This is a genomic window from Bremerella sp. TYQ1 (assembly GCF_020150455.1).
Classification (GTDB): domain Bacteria; phylum Planctomycetota; class Planctomycetia; order Pirellulales; family Pirellulaceae; genus Bremerella; species Bremerella volcania_A.
Map to the genome: position 1 here is coordinate 674,610 of NZ_CP083740.1, position 20,339 is coordinate 694,948.

At 54.6% G+C, this 20,339-nt stretch carries 17 protein-coding genes; 12 read left to right on the plus strand and 5 right to left on the minus strand.

Going from position 1 to position 20,339, the window contains the following annotated elements; translation table 11 throughout:
• Positions 1–118: 118 nt before the first annotated feature.
• The 8 genes from cpaB to LA756_RS02550 all read left to right on the plus strand — a co-directional run bounded on the left by cpaB (position 119) and on the right by LA756_RS02550 (position 9,923).
• Positions 119–1,300, plus strand: coding sequence for a Flp pilus assembly protein CpaB (gene cpaB, locus LA756_RS02515; protein ID WP_224438310.1), 1,182 nt, complete (start codon positions 119–121; stop codon positions 1,298–1,300).
• 61 nt (positions 1,301–1,361) lie between these two features.
• Complete coding sequence (locus tag LA756_RS02520) at positions 1,362–3,005, plus strand: type II and III secretion system protein family protein (protein ID WP_224438311.1); 1,644 nt, start codon at positions 1,362–1,364, stop codon at positions 3,003–3,005.
• A 95-nt stretch (positions 3,006–3,100) separates the two neighbouring features.
• Complete coding sequence (locus LA756_RS02525) at positions 3,101–4,348, plus strand: response regulator (RefSeq protein WP_224438312.1); 1,248 nt, start codon at positions 3,101–3,103, stop codon at positions 4,346–4,348.
• Between the two features lie 314 nt (positions 4,349–4,662).
• Entirely contained in the window at positions 4,663–5,982 is a 1,320-nt protein-coding gene (locus tag LA756_RS02530; protein ID WP_224438313.1) for a CpaF family protein, read from the plus strand.
• Between the two features lie 26 nt (positions 5,983–6,008).
• Positions 6,009–6,974 (plus strand): type II secretion system F family protein, encoded by a 966-nt coding sequence (locus LA756_RS02535; protein ID WP_224438314.1) that lies wholly within the window; start codon positions 6,009–6,011, stop codon positions 6,972–6,974.
• A 7-nt stretch (positions 6,975–6,981) separates the two neighbouring features.
• Positions 6,982–7,953: a type II secretion system F family protein gene (locus LA756_RS02540; RefSeq protein ID WP_224438315.1), complete on the plus strand. Its 972-nt coding sequence runs from the start codon at positions 6,982–6,984 to the stop codon at positions 7,951–7,953.
• Positions 7,954–8,112: 159 nt separating this feature from the next.
• A complete protein-coding gene (locus LA756_RS02545) occupies positions 8,113–8,643 on the plus strand; it encodes a hypothetical protein (RefSeq protein WP_224438316.1) in 531 nt (176 codons plus the stop codon).
• Between the two features lie 215 nt (positions 8,644–8,858).
• Complete coding sequence (locus LA756_RS02550; RefSeq protein WP_224438317.1) at positions 8,859–9,923, plus strand: tetratricopeptide repeat protein; 1,065 nt, start codon at positions 8,859–8,861, stop codon at positions 9,921–9,923.
• Here the strand turns inward: LA756_RS02550 and LA756_RS02555 are convergent.
• Positions 9,920–11,365 carry a hypothetical protein gene (locus tag LA756_RS02555; RefSeq protein WP_224438318.1) on the minus strand — a complete coding sequence of 482 codons (1,446 nt, stop codon included), beginning with the start codon at positions 11,363–11,365 and terminating at the stop codon, positions 9,920–9,922. The two genes, LA756_RS02550 and LA756_RS02555, sit on opposite strands and share 4 nt — an antisense overlap.
• Positions 11,366–11,991: 626 nt before the next feature.
• On the opposite strand from LA756_RS02555, the gene LA756_RS02560 reads away from it, so the two are divergent.
• Together LA756_RS02560 and LA756_RS02565 are read left to right on the plus strand one after the other, a co-directional pair.
• Positions 11,992–12,612 carry a sigma-70 family RNA polymerase sigma factor gene (locus LA756_RS02560; RefSeq protein ID WP_224438319.1) on the plus strand — a complete coding sequence of 207 codons (621 nt, stop codon included), beginning with the start codon at positions 11,992–11,994 and terminating at the stop codon, positions 12,610–12,612.
• Between the two features lie 2 nt (positions 12,613–12,614).
• Positions 12,615–12,869 (plus strand): hypothetical protein, encoded by a 255-nt coding sequence (locus tag LA756_RS02565; RefSeq protein ID WP_224438320.1) that lies wholly within the window; start codon positions 12,615–12,617, stop codon positions 12,867–12,869.
• 84 nt (positions 12,870–12,953) lie between these two features.
• Here LA756_RS02565 and LA756_RS02570 read toward each other — a convergent pair whose 3' ends face one another.
• Positions 12,954–14,072, minus strand: coding sequence for a hypothetical protein (locus tag LA756_RS02570; protein ID WP_224438321.1), 1,119 nt, complete (start codon positions 14,070–14,072; stop codon positions 12,954–12,956).
• 326 nt (positions 14,073–14,398) lie between these two features.
• On the opposite strand from LA756_RS02570, the gene LA756_RS02575 reads away from it, so the two are divergent.
• The gene (locus tag LA756_RS02575) at positions 14,399–15,835 is read left to right on the plus strand and encodes an aldehyde dehydrogenase family protein (protein WP_224438322.1); all 1,437 of its coding nucleotides are present in this window, start codon (positions 14,399–14,401) and stop codon (positions 15,833–15,835) included.
• Between the two features lie 198 nt (positions 15,836–16,033).
• Positions 16,034–16,759 (plus strand): DUF1080 domain-containing protein, encoded by a 726-nt coding sequence (locus tag LA756_RS02580; RefSeq protein ID WP_224438323.1) that lies wholly within the window; start codon positions 16,034–16,036, stop codon positions 16,757–16,759.
• Between the two features lie 80 nt (positions 16,760–16,839).
• On the opposite strand, the gene LA756_RS02585 is transcribed toward LA756_RS02580, so the two are convergent.
• The 3 genes from LA756_RS02585 to LA756_RS02595 all read right to left on the minus strand — a co-directional run bounded on the left by LA756_RS02585 (position 16,840) and on the right by LA756_RS02595 (position 20,293).
• Complete coding sequence (locus LA756_RS02585; protein ID WP_224438324.1) at positions 16,840–18,015, minus strand: helix-turn-helix transcriptional regulator; 1,176 nt, start codon at positions 18,013–18,015, stop codon at positions 16,840–16,842.
• A gap of 308 nt (positions 18,016–18,323) precedes the next feature.
• Positions 18,324–19,232 (minus strand): DUF58 domain-containing protein, encoded by a 909-nt coding sequence (locus tag LA756_RS02590; RefSeq protein WP_224438325.1) that lies wholly within the window; start codon positions 19,230–19,232, stop codon positions 18,324–18,326.
• 29 nt (positions 19,233–19,261) lie between these two features.
• Positions 19,262–20,293 carry a MoxR family ATPase gene (locus LA756_RS02595; RefSeq protein WP_224438326.1) on the minus strand — a complete coding sequence of 344 codons (1,032 nt, stop codon included), beginning with the start codon at positions 20,291–20,293 and terminating at the stop codon, positions 19,262–19,264.
• Positions 20,294–20,339 lie beyond the last annotated feature (46 nt).

Genomic DNA, 20,339 nt, shown 5'->3' on the forward strand with positions numbered 1-20,339 from the left:
GTTGTCACCTTCTAACAACGGTGTCCCGATGAAACCCCATACATCGCAAGAGCGGTAAAAAGGGCCTAAGGAGCTAGCAAGTCACGGGCATGGAGGCTAGCTGAACAAGGAAAAGCAAATGCGTCCTAAATCACTAATTTTGATCATCATCGCACTCGGGTGCGGGCTCGTTGCCTCGATCGGCATCAGCCAGGTACTCGAACAGCAGTCGGCTCAGCCGGTACCTCAAGTCGAGATGGAGAACATCTTCGTCGCGCTCGAGGAAATCGACATCAACGAACCGATCAAGCCAGAGATGATCAAGCTGGAACCATGGCCAGCAGATAAGATTCCAGAAGGTGCCATTCGTGAACTCGAGAACGTCGAAGAACGTCGTCCTCGTTCGCGTCTGTTTGCCGGCGAAGTCATCCTGGAAGGCAAGCTCTTCGGTTCCGACGAAGACCAAGGTGCTTCCAAGCTGATTCCTAAAGGCTACCGCGTTCACTCCGTCCGCGTGACGGCGGAAAGCTCGGCCTCTGGTTTGATCCTGCCTGGCGACCGCGTCGACGTTTTGGTTTACCTCCAAGTGACCAACCAAAACAACCGCAGCCAGAAGAAGCAGATGACACGTACGATTCTGACGAATTGCCGCGTGTTTGCTGTGAACGAACAAATCCATCGCGATGCTGACGATGACGATGCAATCGCCGCCAAAACGGTCTCGTTGCTCGTCACGCCGAAGCAGGTCGAAATCCTGGTGCTTGCCTCGCGACTGGGAAGCCTGAGCTTGTCGCTTCGTCCGCCAGATGAAAGCGGAGACGACGAAGCTGGCGTAACTGACGACGCCACCATTGCCGAACTGTTGGGCATCACGGAAAACGCCGACCCCAACATGGACAATCGTCCGAAGCAGCCAGCGGTTGCTCAGGACCAGAAGCCTGCCGGCGGTGGTTTCCTCGACTTTTTGAAGAACTCGCAAGCCTCGCTGACTTCACCCACGATGGGTGCATTGCCAGCGGAGCAGGAACCAGAATGGACCATGGACCTGCTTAGCCCAGACGGCGTGCGACGCTTTGAATTTGGTGCAGACGAAGAGCTTCCATTGGAAGTTGCCCCAGGGGCTTCCTCCAGCCGAAGCAGCACGATGCGAACTTCGCTGCCAGCTCAGCAGCCGAGCCTGCCACCAGGCTCGGTGGGACAACCTTCGCAGCCGGTCGATACGGCCCCTGCGAATGACGATCTGGATTTAAAACCCAGTGATGCAGACAGTGACTCCATGCCAGCGGGGTCAGACTTAGATTTCGGACAGGACGACGCCTAATTCACGTCCAGATTTTTCCACGGATTGGGAAATCATAATTTCGGCGCAAGGAAGATCACGGATGATTACCAAGTACCGCTTCGCGCGACAACTTGTCACGACAGCAGCCTTGTTGGCGATCGCCACCCTGGGCGGAAACGTTCAGGCTCAGAACGAGGCCCCAGGCGTCAATTTCGAGGTCGCCTCTCCAAATCAGCGGTTGGAGATGATTGTCAACTCCAGCCGCATCTTTACCTTGGACGAGAAGATCCCCAAGGCACAAGTCAACAATCCTGAACTGATTCGGTTGACACCACTGTCACCGAACAAGATTCAGGTTTCCGCCCTCAAGCCTGGCGTTACCCAGGTCAACTTGTGGGCCGAAGATGGCAGCATCTTTACGGTCGACGTCATCGTCATCGGCGACGGTCGCGAACTGCAGATGCTGTTGGAAAGCGAATTTCCAAACGCTTCCATCAAAGTCCGTCCTTTGGCCAGCAGCGTGGTGCTGTCGGGGTTCGTCGATCGACCCGACGCCATCAGCCGCATCGTCCAGATGGCGGAAGACTATTACCCAAAAGTGATCAATAACATCACCGTCGGTGGTGTCCAGCAAGTCATGCTGAAAGTGAAACTGTACGAAGTCTCGCGTACCAAGCTGCGTACGATGGGCTTTGACTGGGCCGCATTCAGTGGGAACGACTTCATCGTCCAAAGCGTCAGCGGGATTATCTCCAGTGCTGCAACCGGTGGTGGTTCGATCGCCAGCAACGGTGCCGATACGGTCACCTTCGGGATCATGGGCGACAACAGCTCGTTCTTCGGGTTCGTTGAAGCATTGCGTCAGAACAACCTGGCCAAGTTGCTCTCGGAACCAACCATCAACGCCATGAGCGGTCGTCCGGCCAGCTTCCTGTCGGGTGGTGAAGTGCCAATTCAAGTCGCTTCCGGTCTCGGTACCACTTCGATCGAATTCAAAGAGTTCGGTACCCGCGTCGACGTGGTTCCCATCGTCCTGGGCAACGGCAACATCCGCTTGGAAGTTCGCCCTCTGGTTAGCGAAGTCGACTCCAGCCTGGCCGTGGACGGCACGCCTGGTTTCCGTACTCGTTGGGTCGATACGGCTGTCGAAATGAAGTCGGGCCAAACGTTCGCTCTGGCTGGTCTGATCCAGGAAAAGATCGAAACCGAAAACCGCGGTCTGCCTTATCTGGCCGACATTCCTTGGGCCGGTGCTGCATTCCGCCGAGTGCAAGATCGACGCAACGAAGTGGAACTGCTGATCATCGTCACGCCAGAACTGGTCGGTCCGCTGAATCCAGGCGAAGAACCATGTGCAATGCCTGGCACTTCGACCGCTCCGCTGAACGATACCGAACTGTACTGGCGAGGCTACATGGAAGTTCCTGCTTGCGGTCCTGGACCGTACGCCGACGGGGGCATGATCGGTCCAACGGGTCCGGCCATCATCGAGGGCGAAATGATCGAGCAGGGGACTCCCCTGATGGAAGTTCCTTCGCCCGCTTCGACTTCGGCTCCACGACTGGAACCAGGGATGCAAATGCGAAGCGTGCCGACTCCTTCAGGACCGCGTACCACTCCGGTTTCGATTCAGCCTAACCCAGGAGTGCGGCCTTCTTCGGGCCAATCGGCAGCACCCGTTCAACCGTCGGGACCGATGCCCGGCATGATCGGTCCTTCGGGTTACGACACGCTCGATTTTTAACACGAATGTCCTAATTGCATACTAGAATTCCCTCGAAGCCTATTTGAGGGAATTCTTTTCTTTTAGTCAGATGTGTTAGGAAAGTACGAATCGCTATGAGCAATGTATTACGAGTCGCCCTTGTCGATCCGAAGGACTCATCGCGAGAATCGTTAAAATCAACACTGCTGGGCATGGACATTGTCTGGCTGGAAGCAGAGTGCTCGCGCTACGAGTTCTTTGCTGACGTCGTCGGCCAAACGAACCCTGACATCGGGATCGTTTCGATTGACTCCGACCCGGACAAAGCGATCCGACTGATCCGAGAAGTCCACGAAAACACGCCTGATTGCAGCATCCTTGTCATCAGCGGTTCGACCGATGGTCAACTGATTCTGAAAGCGATGCGTGCCGGGGCGAAAGAGTTTCTGACCCAGCCGCTGTCGATCGAAGATCTCGTGAGCGCGCTAGAACGCATCGGCCATCATCGCTTTGGAAAAGGCGATTCCAAGTCGCGCGGGTGCAAAGTGATTACCGTTTGCGGAGCCACCGGTGGCGTTGGCTCGACCAGCATGGCGGTGAATCTCGGTTGTATCCTTGCCGCTCAAGAACAAAACAACGTCGCGCTGATCGACTTGGACTTGGCCCTGGGCGATAGCGACGTCTTTCTCGACACGATCCCCGACTACACGTTGTTGGACGTGGCCCAGAACATTAAGCGTCTCGACTTCAACTTGCTGAAGCGTTCGCTCACGCGACACAGCAGCGGACTTTACCTGTTGCCGCGACCGGTGCAACTGCAGGAAGAAGCTCCGATCAGCCCGGACGATCTTTCCCGCGTGATCGGCCTGATGAAAGCGACGTTCACGCATTTGATTATCGATACGTCGAAGTCGTACTCGGCCCTCGACATGGTCGCCATGCAGGAAGCCAACGTCAACTTGATGACGATCCAGTTGGATTTGCCTTGCCTGCGTAACGTGGTCCGCTTGATGATGAGCTTCAGCGAGATCGACGGCCTGAAGGAAAAGACGAGAGTCATCGTCAACCGTGTCGGTTTGGACAACGGCGAGATCAGCCTGAAGAAGGCGCAGGAAACGATCGGCAGCGAGATCTACTGGCAGGTGCCCAACGAGTACCGCATTATGGTCGAAGTGCGTAACAACGGCGTGCCGCTGATCGAGCAAGCCCCTCGGGCCGGGATTACGCAGGCCCTCGTTGGCTTGGCCGAATCGCTTTCCGGCGACGGTTCCAAACGAAATGCCGGCGGAAAGTCGGGATTGGGCCGCTGGTTTGGTTTCCTCTCTTCGAAGGGGGAAAAGGCCGCAAAGCCGGAAGAATCTGAAGTTCCTGCGGCAGAATAAGTCTGCCGCATCAACGACTGTGGATTATCTCTTGCAATCCGCGAAGGTTATAGCGACCGCACGACCCGTGCGGTTTGCCAATTTCGAAACTTCCTTTCTCTCGCGCAAGTTTACGTGAGCTATGTTTTCAGGGACCGTTGCCTAGCCCACGCTTCGCGCGGCCCTGTCTTGTTTGGGTAGCTCACTGGAAGAGTCGACTCGCTGCACTGAAGCTGCGACCGACGATTCACCTCTGCGAAGCTGCCTGACGGCGAGACAAGTGTAAGCGGTAAGCGTGTCACAGGCAGCATTTCAGTAGACGAAGGAATCGGATCATGCGATCACCGGCAACGGATCCCAAAGCATCCAGCTCGAAACAGGCGGAATTCGAAAACCTGAAGCGTAAGATTCACGGCAAGCTCGTGGACAAGCTCGACCTTTCGAAGATCGGCGAGTTGGAGGGTGATGTCCTCAGACGAGAAATCCGTCTGGTGGTGGAACATTTGTGCGACACGGAAGAGACGTTGCTCAATCGCACTGAGCGAGAACGCTTGATCGAAGAGGTTCTCGACGAAACGTTTGGTCTGGGCCCACTCGAGTTGCTTCTGAAGGATCACGGGATCAGCGATATTCTGATCAACGGTCCTCAGCAGATCTACTGCGAAAAGGGCGGCAAGCTCGAACTCAGCAGCGTCAAGTTTCGCGACAACGAACACTTGCTACAAATCATTGACCGTATCGTATCGAAGGTAGGCCGGCGCGTCGACGAAACCTGCCCGATGGTCGACGCGCGTCTCCCCGACGGGTCTCGTTTCAACGCGATCATTCCGCCGCTTGCCCTTGATGGAGCGGCGGTTTCTATTCGTCGGTTCGGTTCCAATCCGCTGAAGTTGGAAGACCTGTTGAACTACAAAGCATTCACGCCAGAAATGGTGATGCTGCTGGAAGGGGCCATCAAAGCCCGACTGAACATTATCATCTCCGGCGGTACCGGTTCCGGTAAAACGACGCTGCTCAACACGCTCTCCAGCTTTATCAGTGGTGCCGAACGTATCGTCACGATTGAAGACGCGGCCGAACTTCAGCTGCAGCAGGAACACGTTGTCCGCTTGGAAACGCGTCCACCTAACGTGGAAGGCAAGGGGGGCGTGACGGCAACCGACCTGGTGAAAAACGCCCTGCGTATGCGTCCTGAACGAATCATCATCGGTGAGTGTCGTGGTGCCGAAACGCTTGACATGCTGCAAGCCATGAACACCGGTCACGAAGGTTCGATGACCACGATTCACTCGAATACCCCACGTGACGCCATCGCTCGTATCGAAACGCTCATTTCGATGTCCGGCTTCGAGTTGCCGATCAAAGCGATGCGTCAACAGATTGCCAGCGCGGTCGACTTGATCATTCAGGCCAACCGTCTGCAAGGTGGTCCGCGACGCGTGACGCACATCACCGAAGTGATCGGGATGGAGCAGGAAACGGTCGTCATGCAAGACATTTATCGTTACGAGCAATCTGGAATTGATGAAACCGGCCGTGCCCGCGGTCGCTTTATCTCGACCGGTGTTCGTCCCAACTTTATGGAACGTCTCGAATCGGCTGGCGTCCGCTTGCCGGCTAGTGCGTTCCGCGAACGAATGATGCTCGAAGACTAACACTCAAGCTGGATAGAGAAGCGATCATGTTGACGCTAGTAGTTCTCATTACGGTATTCGTCGGTGTCGCCACGTTGGTCGGCGCCGTAGCGATCGTGTTTCGCGGCGACGCCAACCCAGAAATTGAAAGCCGCCTGGAAATCCTTACCGGCCGCGGTAAATCGGACGGCGGGAAAGACGGGCAGCAGGGAAGTGGCATCACGCGAACTTCCGATAGCCATGATGGCGCCCTTGAAGAGTACATCGCCAAGTACTTCAACTTGCGATTGTTCCTCGATCAAGCTGCCATGGAGACGTCCGTTTCCAACTTCATTATGCTGACCGCAGGGCTCGCTGGCGGAGCGGCCATTATTCCGTTCCTGCTTGGCTTGCCGTTCTATGTCGGGCCGATCCTGGCAATCTTGTGCGGCGTTGGGCCGTTCGGATATGTCTGGTTCAAGCGAAGCAAACGTCTGGCCAAGTTCGGCAATCAATTGCCGGATGCATTGGAACTGATCGCACGTGCTCTGCGAGCCGGGCACAGTCTCGGGGCCGGGTTTCACCTGGTTAGTGAAGAAATGCTCGACCCGATCGGAAGCGAATTCCGCAAAGTGTTCGAGTCGCAAAACTTGGGTGTGCCGCTGGAAGAAGCCATTCTCGACATGACCGATCGCGTGCCGAACTTGGACCTTAAGTTCTTCGGTACGGCCGTGATCCTGCAGCGTCAGACGGGTGGTGACTTGGCCGAAATCCTCGACAAGATCGGCCGTCTCGTGCGTCAGCGTATGGAACTGTTCGGACAAATCCAAGCCCTCACCGGCGAAGGTCGTATCTCCGGCATCGTCCTTTTAGGCATGCCTCCGGCGCTGTTCGGTGTCATGTGGTATTTGAACCCGACTTACGTGATGACCCTCTTCACCGATCCGCTCGGGCAAAAAATGTTGGCTGGTGCCATCGTCATGCAATTGATCGGTGCCTGGGTGATTCAAAAGATTATCGATATCAAGGTGTAACCAAATCATGTTCGATTCCGGTACCAACGGCGTACTTATCATTGCAGTCAGCGTCTTCGGTCTGTTCGCGGCAGGGATCTATTTCCTGGCGGACATGCTGATGAAAGACAAAAGCCGCGCCGAAGATCGACTGGATGGTCTGAAGGATTCCCACAAGCGTGGCGGTCGACCAGGCGAGAAAGGGGCCAAGTCCGGCGCCCTCGGTAAAGTCCTGGAAAAGGCAACCCCTTCGCTGGCCAAGCCACTTCAGCCAACCAACGAAAAAGACGCCAACAAACTGAAAGACAAACTCTCGCACGCAGGCTTCCGAAGCGAAGCAGCTCCAACGACGTTTCTCGGCTTGAAATTCGCCGGGCTAATAGCCGGCGTGCTGCTTGGCGGTGGAACGTTCTTCGTCCTCGGCGACTTCTCGCTGTTTGGAATTTTGAAGGCCGCCCTCGTCCTGGGTTTCTTCTTCTACTTGCCGGAGCTCGGCTTGTGGTATCTCGGCAAAACGCGAAAAGAACAAATTTTCCGCGGTCTGCCAGACGCGCTCGACTTGATGGTCGTTTGTGTCGAAGCTGGTCTCGGTCTCGACCAGGCCATGCGCCGCGTTGCGGAAGAAATGAAGAAAACCTACCGCGTGATTGCCGAAGAGTTCGGCATGTGCAACTTCCAACTGCAGATGGGTCGTGCTCGCGTCGACGTGCTGCACGAACTGGGGCAACGAACCGGGGTGGAAGATCTCCGTTCGCTCGCCGCGATTCTGATCCAAGCCGACAAGTTCGGTTCCAGTATCGCCCAGGCCCTGCGTGTTCAAAGTGACGCCATGCGAACACGTCGTCGGCAGATCGCCGAAGAGAAAGCTGCCAAGACCGCGGTGAAGATGATCTTCCCGCTGGTGTTCTTCATTTTCCCGGGCATTTTCGTCGTGCTGGTCGGCCCTGCCGCCATCACCGTCGTTCGAGAAATGCTACCAATGATGGCTGCTAACTCGTAGGATCGCAGAAAGTTTAACGATTCTACGCGTCCTAACGGCCAGGTCTCTGCTTCTGTTGACCTGGTCGTTGGTTGGCCGATGCATTCTGTGAATGAACCATAGCGCCCTCGGTCAGCAGGGGCGCACCTCGCAGAGTGAACCCACGGAAGGCGGTCACGCATGAAGATCGGCACCCTCTTTACCCAATCCATCTTGGCAACCCTGATGTTCTGCTCCGTCAGTCAGGCAGGGTGGCACGAATTCTGGGATCGTACGCATCTCGATTATGCCCGCAACAAATGCTGGCCATCCCCATTCGTGGAACAGGACCGTGCCTCGGTACGTAACTATTACGATACCATGACCGCCGCAGGTATCCGCCTGCAAAACACGCTCAGCGATCACTACTTCGACGCGGAAACTGGCGAACTGACACGTGCTGGTACGCTGAAGATTCGTACCATCCTGATGAGCGCCGAAGGCCGCCGCGACATCTTCGTTATGCAGGGACTCACCCAGCAGGAAACCGAAGCCCGCATCTCGGCCGTCAAAGAAGGCGTCGCACAGTTGGTCGGCAGCCCCGACGCAACCGCCATCTATGTCAGCCCAGATCAGCCATCCGGCCGTGCTGCGGATTACATCGATGACGTCTGGCGTCGCGAACGTTCGTCGATTCCAGCTCCACGTCTCCCGAGCTTCGAGGGGCAATAAGCCCCCTGTCCATCTCAGCCACTCTACAACTTACCGCCTTCTCTGCGCTCATGGTTCGCGCAATTCGGTAGAGTGGCTCGCTGAAAATGCCGATGCAATGATAGGAAACACTATTCATTGCGGAAGACCTTTTGCTAGCGGGTCTCCGCGGCCGACCCAAACCAGTGCATGGAGGCAACGGCCCAACGGGGCCCTGCGAGGGATCGATGCGAAAAATGACCGCGAAACGCGTACTGAATCGATATGGACGTGAACTGCTGTGTGCCGGATTGGCCTTGCAGGGAATGCTGATTGTCCCGGCCCTGGGCGACGCTGCCGAGCGCCCCAAGCCGATCAATCAAATGAGAGCGATCTCGGAAGATCGTGATAGCTCCAGCGAGTTTCGCCTGATCCAGTTCACCGACGACGGCAACAGCGGTGGATCGAGCTCGATCGGTTCCGCCTTCAAAAAGGCTGGCGACTCGATCAGTGGATTCTTCAAGTCGGAACCGCGCGAAGCGGTGCCAGAGAACGATCCAATCAGCCTTTCCAGCATGCCGGACGAGATTGGCCCGAATGTCTTCCTGAGTGCCGCACGCATGATGGAAAATTCGGGCAACGCTGAAGGTGCTGAGCGGCAGTACAAGAAATGCTTGGATAACTTTCCTGACAACCGCGTGGCGCTGATCAGTTACGCACGACTTCTGCATCGCACAAACCATTTGGAAGAGTCGCTTTCTTACTATCAGAAAGCGGACAAGGCCCATCCCAAAGATGCGGTGATCTGCAACGACATGGGTTTGTGCCTGGCTCGAATGGGTCGCAAAGAAGAAGCGATGGCCAAGTTCCATCAAGCCACCGTTTCCGCTCCGGAAGATCCTCGTTATCGCAACAACATGGCCATGGTATTGGTCGACGCCGGTCGCAATGACGAAGCGTTGTCGCAATTGGTTTATGCCCACGGTAAAGCGAAGGGGCATTTCAACCTGGGCGTGCTCCTTTACCGTAAGGGGAATCAGCAAGCGGCTGCCGATAACTTCCACGCGGCACTGCAAGAGGACAGCACGTTGTCGCAAGCCAAAGACATGTTGGCTCGCATGGATGGAAGTGGTGCGGGATCATCAGGCCCTTCGATTCCAGCCGCTCCAAAATCGAACACGATGTTCATCAGCGATCAGCCACAGTCGAATTCGGTTCGTGGTGCCAAGCCAACGCCTGCGGACATCACGCCAGCGAAAACGTCGAAGCTGCCTCCGACGCCAGATCTGGAAGCACCACGCCTGTTGCCACCGATTAACTAGTTGGTGGCAGAAGTGCCGGCAGGCGTCTTGGCCTGCTGGCAGAGCTCGGCAAGGGCCTGCATGATGATCGGCCCCACCTCGAAGCTGCAGCTGTTAATCTCGCCATACTGCGGCGTGCTGCGGCCATAAGCGAATGGCGGCTCTCGATCCCACTGACGCTTGGGCATGATGTACCCAATCTCGTCGTTCGCTAAGCCAAACAGCAGATAGGGATCGTCTTGCATCAGTTCCGAGACGATCGGCTCGATCGGAGCGTTGGGAAAATCGACATTCTCTTCGGCCGGATCAGGAATGATTCCGTTCACTAGTTCCGGGTACAGCTCGCCAGGGATATTCAATACCTTCAGTTGGCCGAGCGTAACGATCGAAACCTCGGTGACAATCGCCGCACGTTCCGGACGATACTCGCGCGTCACTTGCTTGCCCCATTGGTTGGGACTGTCGAGCCACTGGTAACTGATGCGTCGGATCACGTTCAGCGAACGGGCGAGACGGTACAACGGATTGTCGATCGGAATGGCGACTTCTTTGCGCTGGATACGAATCGGCGTCAGCTCGAGCGGTTGCGCGTTTCGTAACGCATCGGAGATTGCCTCAGCGACTAAGTTGCCATACGTTTCCGCGTATTCAAAGGTCGTCAGCCGCATCGGAGTGCCCGCAGCGTCGTAGATGCCGTCAGGCGGAGGCGCGAGCAGCCCACCGATTGCGCCACTAACGTAAACCGTCGGACAGCCAAACAACGCATGCAAACGCTGCTGGGTGTAATTCGGGAAGTCAGCGGTGATCCGCGTATTGCCGGCCCCAAGCGATTCTGGATGGGCGGTGCCCTGAACAAGTAGCCCGACCGGTTCGCCGTCGACTTTCGAGCGAAAACAGAGAGCACGTAGTGTCGGATCGATCACCGTCGGCAGGCGACTGTCGTGAACGAGGTCGGGACGATCGATCTTGGCGAACTCGGCGGAGACCGGCTGCAGGGAATGTTGTAACTGCGTAACCAATTGAACCACGGTCTCTTCGACACGTGCGTTGTACTTCTCGTCGACGCCTCGCTTGATTGGGGATTCGCCCCAGATGCCAATCGTGTCGGGGCCTTCATGGTTGTGGGTGCAACAGATAGTCAGAAAGTCGATGCCGGGCAGTTGCTGGCGAATTTCAACCGTCGATGGATACGACCAACCGATCAAGTCCAAGCTGACAATCGCAACGGTTGTCTCGCCATCCGAAAGGAGCATCCCGCGAGCAAAGAGCGGATCGTGCACCGAAGTGGCCGCTCGTCCGTGGTAATAGCCTGCCATCCAGACTGCCCTGGGAGGCGTAACGTCCGGCGTGATGTCGGCGTGACCGATGGCAAAGTGAAGGGAACCAGCAACCGCGAAAGAGGGCAGGGCAACATAGCTCAACGCCAGGCAGGCAAATACCAAGATGCCGGTAGAAAATCGCACCTGTTTTCACACCCCTCAGAAATGGAAAGATTGCGTCGATTGCCGTGCCCAAACTGAATCTTAATCTGGCACGCCGACCGCAACAATTCAAGGCCTAACCTATCGACCAACGAACCGCTGAGAAGGAAGTAAATCCATCGGCAGACATGGATGAGAACGATACCCAATTGAACGTTCGGCAAACGGAAATTCGGTAGGAAAAGAAATTAAATCAGAGGTCGCAATGTGCGAGCCATGGGGCCAGAATTCTAGGGAATTGTGTTTACCCTAATTCAGAGGCACGAGCCGCTGCGCCGCAGATTCAATTAATTATAACGAAGTATTGACCAAGTGTACAAAAGGTTTGCGCGAAAAAATCGCTTTCAAGGGCGTTTCCGCCGAAAACCAGGGCAAAGTCTGCGCGTCTGACAGAGCGAAAATAAGGGCACCCAATCCAGCATGCTCGGCATCGAAATTCGCTCGGCATCGATCGTTGAAAGATCGCAGATGGAGGACTAGGAAGGCCTGGAGGTCTTAGTGGTTCTCAGCAGCATGGGGAAACCCGTAGTGGGGTCGTCATTTGCGCGAAATCTGCCACAATGGCGAAACGTAGACGACCGGGAACGCATCTGATATTTTGGGCATCTATGGACAGCACCGGATCAGAACTGCCGACAAGCGCTTGGAAGTCCGAAGAGGAGCTGCTAGAAGCTCTTCGACGGCAAGATGACGATGCGTTCGAATATCTCGTTCGATCGTACAGCGGTCGCATGCTGGTCGTTGCCAAGCGTTTCCTAGGGCAAGATCAAGACGCCCAAGACGCTGTGCAAGATGCTTTCCTGTCAGCGTTTAAGGCAATCGGAGATTTCGAGGGGAACTCGAAACTATCGACCTGGCTGCATCGAATTGTCGTCAACGCCTGCTTGATGAAGCTGCGAACACGGAAACGGAAACCGGAAAAACCGGTCGAAGACTTGTTACCGCACTTCGCCAACGACGGTCATCGAGACCGCGCAGAACCATCGTGGGCAGTAACGTTTGATACGGCAGTTCAAAGTCGTGAAACGCGAGAACTCGTTCGGCAACGAATTGAAGAATTACCGGAAAGTTACCGAACCGTTTTGCTGCTTCGTGACATCGAACAATTAAGTACTGAGGAGACCGCGGCCCGACTCGATTTGAGTAATTCAGCCGTCAAGACGCGGCTACACCGGGCACGGCAAGCACTAAAAACTCTGTTGGATCCGCACATGAATAGCGGATACTAACGATGAAATTGACTTGTAAGGAACTCTACGAATTCATGGGCGATTACCTTGAGGGTAATTTGCCTGACGACGTGATGTGTGTGATGAAAACACACATCTCACGCTGTCCGTGTTGTGAGCACTATCTGGAAAACTACCGGACAGCAATGCGTCTGGGCGTTTCCTGCTGCAAAGAATACGCAGAGGATGAAGTCCCCACGTCCGTTCCAGAGCCACTGGTCCAAGCCATTCTGGAAGCACGTAAGAAGTCTCAATAAAAAAACGCCGAGCTATGAAAGCTCGGCGAAGTCTTGATATTTGGTGACCGGCATGTTGGATTCATCATGCCGTATGGTTTGCAACTAGCCAGCTTTCTTCATCAGCCATTTGATGACGCCAACTATCCCACCAATCAGGCCGCCAAGCATTGCGCCACTCCAGATACCCCCTTTGCCAATCCATGGAATTGGGGCTTTTTTGGTGGTGTTTCCGAAGCGGTCTGTTTCTTCGGCAAAGTAAATGCCGCAGTGTGGGCAGTTATCGCCAGCACCAACGTGGTCGGGGATTTCCTTGTTACACTTCGTGCAATACTTGTACTCCACCAGTTCCATCTGCTGCATGTCTTGGATTTGCTGATTCATCTGAGATTCCATATTGGAACTCATCTGATTCATGCGATTGACCATGGACTGATGCTGATTGGAGAGAGCTTGGTCGCGCTCGGCCTCTTGGCGAGCAATTTCCATTTCACGGCGTTGCGATTCTTCTTGGCGACGCCGTATTGCTTCTTCCATGGCTCGTCGCTGCTCTTCGGCACGCTTCTCGATTTCGCGACGGTTTTTCTCGTGCTGCTCGCGTTGTTGTTTGACGAAATCGTCCATCCCTGTCGGAGCATAAGGAGAGGGTGGAATCGAAGGCATGTTGCCCATTCGCGGACCGTTTCCACCCATGTTCGGGTTGCCTTCGCCGCCTGAGTTTGTGTTGACCGCAGGCGGATCAGGAATCTGGTCGTCTTCGCCTCGGTTTTCCAGTTCGCCGCGAAGATAAACCTGGTCTTCGTCGCCCAAGTCGTAGAACGAAACTTTATGTGCGGTACGTCCTTGCAAAAGAACGACTTGCCCTTCGTGCATGCGAACAAACTTGGCTTTGATTTCGTTGCCCTGCTTGTCGGTCCATTGGCGGTAGTCGAACAGGTCGCTACGACGGCTGCGGCGCGTTGGCTTGTCGTCATCTGCATCGCCCATCGATTCGCGTTGGGAGTCGATGTACTTTTTGTCTTCGTCGCTGAAACGTTCGATCGGAATCGTAAACGTTTGACCGTTCGAATTGATTTTTACTTTGCCGTCGTCGGTGATTTCTTCGAGTGCACCAGAGAGCTTCTGCCCTTTGGCATCGGTCCACTCACGAACTTCGGCGGCGCTCGCGGATGCGACAAATAGGCCGATCAGAAAGAGGGCCAATGGAATGCGGCTTGCTGGCATAGTAAGCTCCCATCTTGGGTTTTGCCGTCAGCGCCTTACCCTTGCGTGACGTCTTGTTTAGGAGTCGATGGAAAATGTGCTCTTCAAGTTCCGTGTAATCGAATCCTTCCAGGGAAGTCACGCGATATTGTAGTGATGGAATATGCTTTGACTACCCGGCAGAGGTATCAGCATCATACAAATATCAGTGGACAGATGTCAAATATAAAATAGCGTTCTGTGGTCGAAAAAAAGTCCGTTTCCTGTTCGGTCAGGGGGGATGAAGTCGATTCAACGACGGTCGGCAGCTTGATTTTCATGGTCCAAAAATGGAGTGACCCGCAACAATGACAATCCAAAGTCAATATTCCGCCTATCTTGCCAATCAGGCCGTCCTTCCGAATACCGATTTAGAGGTGATCGACAAGTTCACACAATCGGTTGCCACCAAAGTACCGCTGGCCGATGCCGCGATGATGGAAAAAGCGATCGCAGCCGCTGCCGAAGCCGCGCAACCGATGGCTGAGCTGCCTTCATACAAACGGCAAGAGATATTGCAGCATTGCGTTCGCCGTTTCGAGGAACGAAGCGAAGAATTAGCGGAGGCTCTCTGCGTTGAAGCAGGCAAGCCGATCCGCGATAGCCGAGGCGAGGTAACGCGTTTGATCGATACGTTTCGCGTTGCCGCCGAGGAGTCGACCAGGATGCTCGGCGAAGTGATGCCGTTGGATATAAGTGCCAGAGCCGAAGGCTATCGCGGAATGTGGAAACGCGTTCCGATTGGTCCTTGCGCGTTCATTACGCCGTTCAATTTTCCGCTGAACTTGGTTGCCCATAAAGTCGCTCCAGCACTCGCCGTCGGATGCCCGTTTGTGCTGAAACCTGCGAGTAAAACACCGATCGGGGCGTTGTTGGTCGGCGAGATCTTGGCCGAAACCGACCTACCGAAAGGGGCTTTTTCAATCCTGCCCGCCAACCGCGATGCGGCCGATTTGTTGGTTACCGATGATCGCTTGAAAAAACTCAGCTTCACCGGCTCGCAAGATGTTGGTTGGAAATTGAAATCCAGTGCCGGCAAGAAGAAAGTGACGTTGGAACTTGGTGGCAATGCTGCGTGTATTGTCGATGAAGGAACCAATTTAAAAGATGCAGTGCAACGTATTGTGTTTGGTGCGTTCTATCAATCGGGCCAAAGCTGTGTCAGCGTTCAGCGGATTCTCGTTCATCGCTCCGTTTACGACGAGGCCGTCCAGCTTCTTTGTGAACGAATTGCGACACTCAAAGTCGGAAACCCGATGGAAGAAGAGACGTTTGTCGGGCCGATCATTTCCGAGTCGGACGCGGAACGTATCGAAGCCTGGATTCAATCTGCCCAAGATGCCGGAGCAAAAGTGCTTGCCGGAGGCAAACGAGATGGGATACTCGTCGAACCAACCCTTCTGGCCGATGTCCCGAAAGATGAAGCCGTATGTGCAAAGGAAGTGTTTGGCCCGGTCGCGGTCGTAAGCCAGTTTGACGACTTCGATGAAGCCTTAAGAATGGCCAACGATAGCGACTTCGGACTTCAAGTTGGCATCTTTACCCGCGACATTCAAAAAGTGATGAAGGCCTGGGATACGATGGATGTCGGTGGCGTGATCATTGGCGATGTTCCTTCGTGGCGTGTCGATCACATGCCGTATGGTGGTGTCAAAGAAAGTGGCATCGGCCGCGAGGGGGTTCGTTTCGCAATGAACGACATGACCGAGATTCGTAATCTGGTCATTCGCAACGTACCAGATTAAAAGGCCTGCTATGATACGGTTCCCAGGGAAGTCGATAGAAAATTTCGCTGGGAATCTGTTTAATTCGCGACGCGATCAGCTATGATAGGTGTCGCTGCGATATCTCGGGCCATGTCCGTTGTTTTCGCTAACTGCTCGTGATTTCACACGGTCAAATTACCTGCCCACAACTACGACCCGCCTTCAAGGAATCTGCTGATGACTCGTCGATTGGCTTACTCTTCTGTCTCGCTATTTACCGCGGTAATGCTTGTTTCTGTTTCACTCGCGGAAGAGCCGGTAACCAAAGCATTCGTCAACGGCGAAGGTCCCGGTTGGGTAGCGCTGGGGAAAGATGATTTTACCAAGGTGAACAGCAACGACGACACGTGGAAGTTCAACGAGGATGGCTTGATTGAATGCACCGGCAAGCCTGTCAGTGTGATGCGAACCGTCAAGCAGTACACCAACTTCGAGTTGGTTTGCCAATGGCGTCATCTGAAGTCGGCTGGCAACAGCGGGATCTTTGTCTGGACGATTCCGTCGTCACTCGAAGCATTGACCGGCCCAGGTCTTCCGCAAGGAATTGAAGTTCAGGTGCTCGACGTCGGTTATAAGACGCGGTACGAAAAGGATGGCAAACGTAAAGCGGATTGGTTTACATGCCATGGCGATGTGTTTCCCGTGGGGGCAGCAAAGATGAAGCCGTTTCCACCCGTTTCGCCTAATGGTCAGCGCAGTTTCCCCTCCAAGGATCTCAGCAAGGGGACCGGCGAGTGGAACCACTACTATGTGCGAGCGATCAACGGAGAGGTTCGCCTGTGGGTGAACGGCGAAGAAGTTTCCGGCGGAACCGGATGTACGCCTGCGACTGGTTTCCTGTGTTTGGAATCGGAAGGCTCGCCGGTCGAATTCCGCGGTTTGAAAGTTCGAGAGCTGCCATAAGCTGGCGTGTTCAATTCATAAAAAAAGGCCGTCAACTTGCGTAAAAGTTGACGGCCTTTTTCGTTTGATATTGCTTTGGATCAGACGGTCAAGCGACGCTGAATTGCCTTCGGATCGATTGGAATGATCTTCGTGGTCGCTGAGTAATCTGCAACCAGTACGCTGCGGGCCTTCTTCTGCTTCTTCAGTTCGTACTGAATCACATAGGCACCGATTTGCGTTCCGTTACCCGTGTAAACAGGTGGCCAGAACTCTTCCGGGCGACTCGAGAGCGTTTTCGCCAGGAGTCGGGTTCCACGTCCGGAGTAACCGCCGAGCATCATTTCCAGACGCCCTTGCGATTCGTGGTAAACGTAGATCAGGTAAGCTGGCTCGTAGGTGGTTTCATCCCACTTGCAGCAGCCCCAGCTACCATCTTCTTTTTCGTAATAGAAGCCTGGCGTGTCGGGGTTGTAGCTCTTGGAGAGCTGATCGCCGCCGCAGCACGACCCAGGAAATTGAACGTTCTTTTCGCGGTGACGCAGGTAAATCGGAATGGCCCGTTGGCTTGGGTCTTCCACTTCGTCTTGGCTGATGAACGGCTCGGTATTGAACGCGGTGGCCAAGCCCAGTTCGATGACCGGGTTGCTTCGAATACTACCGAGGCTGATCAACGCTTTGTCGCCATCGACGGCTTGGAAGCTGGAATAAACTTCATGACCACGTCGATGAACTTCTTCCTCTTCGGCTTGCCCGGGAGCCCATACGAGCGTCTGGAAAAGGTCTTCCGGCTGTGGAATCGGCGTGTCGCGTGACAGGTAACCATCGCCGCTCAGCGAGACCATGTCGCGAGGCAGATCGGTTTGACGGTACTTGGCAGTACCACCCAGCGTCGAAATACCGGTCAGCAGTTGCCCTTGCAGGATGGTATCGGATGCGACGACCCAAGCCCCTTCTGCCCAGTTTTCGTCAGCTCGGATACCGAGGCACATTTCCACTCGCTTACGTCGAGCCAGCAATTCCCAGAAGTTTTCAGGCTCAACGGCGAACAACGCGCCTGGCAGTTGGTTCGCTTCGGCATAACCATGCTTGATCAGAAAGTCGCAGACCTGAGCAAGGGCCGAAAGCGGAATGTATTTCGCTTCGTTCTTCAACAGCGAAGAAACCTGGTGCCGATCGAGTCCGGTGAAGTCGCAAATCGCTTTAATGGTGCCAGGACGTTTCTTAGGATCTGGCGAATGATTAAGCAATTCTGCAAGGCGAAACGAGAATTTCATCGTGATTCTCCGAGCGTTTTTTTGCTCTACCTAATCTTGGAATTAACAGGGTTGAATCTTCCCCAGGAAGCATGCCATCGACATTCGTCCCTTCGAGCGTCCCTGCGACCGCGGCTTCCGCGGACTTCAAGTCATATCTTAATGATGACTATCTTACCTTTGATGTCAACGTGACTTTCGGCACCCTTAGGCAATTTCTGGGTAAAAGTCTCCCTAAGATACCGTACTTGCACGTCGTAGGACGTATTCCAGCGGTAAACACGCAGATGGCGTGGAGTAAGAAAAATTCGAGAAGATTGGCTTTTGGCCTAGATTCGGCGATTTTGCAGACTTCGCTGGTTCAAGTATTCCCAGAAGATCGCCCCTGGATTGCTATCCGTACATGCCACAAGGTGATCGCAGTTATTGCGTGTTGCGATATCAGCCAACTGCGTGTTGAAGCGATTCACGGCTTTCAGATAGGAAGATCGTATATCCGCTGGCTGGGCGATTTGCTGGGCATCCACTTCCAGACCGACGAAGCGAATCATGCCGTCCAAGTTGAAGTTGAGTTCATGGTCGTGAATCACTTGAACGAGCACGACATCATGTTTATTGAAGCGAATTCGCTGAATCGCATTCTCCAGCGTTTCTAAATCGCCGAAGAAGTCGCTGAAGATCATCACGATCTCACGGCGAGCCATGCGTTGGCTAAATTCGGACAGACAAGCGTGGAGGTCGGTATGATCTTCGGCACTCGTTTCATCCAAATGCTGCGACATGCGAATGATCTGCGGTAACGCATTGCTGGCAGGGATGTGACCACGTATTTGTGTATCGAATGTCGTGAAGGAAACTTTGTCTCCTTGTCGGACGATGCTATGGGCTAGGCTCACCGCAAGCCGCGATCCATACAGCATTTTCTGAGTCGCTTCTTCGCCGTAGCGCATCGACTTGCTGATATCGAGCATCAAGTGACAGACGAAATTGGTTTCCATTTCGTACTGTTTGATGAAGTACTTGTCGCGCGTGAAGAAGACACGCCAGTCGATGTGCTTGGGATCGTCCCCCGGCACGTATTCGCGATGTCCAGAAAACTCGACAGCGAATCCCGAGGCTGGTGACTTATGCGCACCAGCCAAATTGCCGCTCACTAACCCTCGCGGCTCCAGCGAGCGACCGGAGAGTTGACGTAGGAATTCGTAGTCGAGATATCGAGACAGGACGCCGCTATTCACAAGCACACCTTAGCAAATTAGTTTCACGCTTAAGCAGCGGGGCAAGCGTAGGTTTTCTCAGACGAAACTTCTTCCAGCAGCATTTCGATTAGCTTGTCACTGGTGTAGCCATTGGCTTGCGCCGAGTAATTCGCAGCCAGACGATGTCGCAGGGCCGGTTTAACCATTGCTTGGACATCGCCGATGCTGGCGTGATAGCGGCCGTACAGAATCGCTCGGGCCTTTGCGCAAGTTACAAGTGTCAACAAACCACGCGGCCCGGCACCCCAAGCGACCCACTGATTCACAAACGAGGGGGCTTCTTCCGAGCCTGGTCGAGTGGCTCGGATCAGTGCCCAGGCGTAGCCAAGGACCTGATCGCTTACAGGAACACGTTTGACGAGATCTTGAAATTGAACGATCTGCTCGCCACTCATGCATGCGCCGATCGCCTCTTGCGCACCAGAGGTAACACGGCGTGCAATTTCCCACTCTTCGGCACCTGTGGGATAGTCGACGCGAATATGCAGCAGGAAGCGGTCGAGCTGTGCTTCCGGCATAGGGTAAGTCCCCTCTTGCTCAAGCGGGTTTTGCGTTGCGAGAACGAAGAATGGACTTGGAAGCTTGCGAATGGTACCGCCGGCGCTGACTTGACGCTCTTGCATCGCTTCCAGCATCGCCGCTTGGGTCTTCGGTGGAGTTCGATTGATTTCGTCGGCGAGAATCAGATTCGCGAAGATCGGGCCTTCCAAAAACTCGTACCGTCGCTTCTTCGATTCCAGGTCTTCCTGAATGATCTCTGTCCCGGTGATATCGCTTGGCATCAAGTCAGGGGTAAACTGAATTCGCTTGAAGCTCAGGTGCAGCGATTCTGCCAACGAACTCACCAAAAGAGTCTTCGCCAGTCCGGGCACCCCTTCCAAAAGTGCATGTCCACGAGCGAACATCGCAACGAGAACTTGCTCGATTACGTCCGACTGCCCGACGATCACTTTGGCCAGTTCGTCGCGAAGTTTGCCATACGCGTTTTCGCATTCCTGGACGGCAGCGACGTCGCTTTGAGAGATTGGATCAGATGCCATAACTCAAGTGCCTCTAAATCGAAGTACGTTAATTGCGGGATGTTTG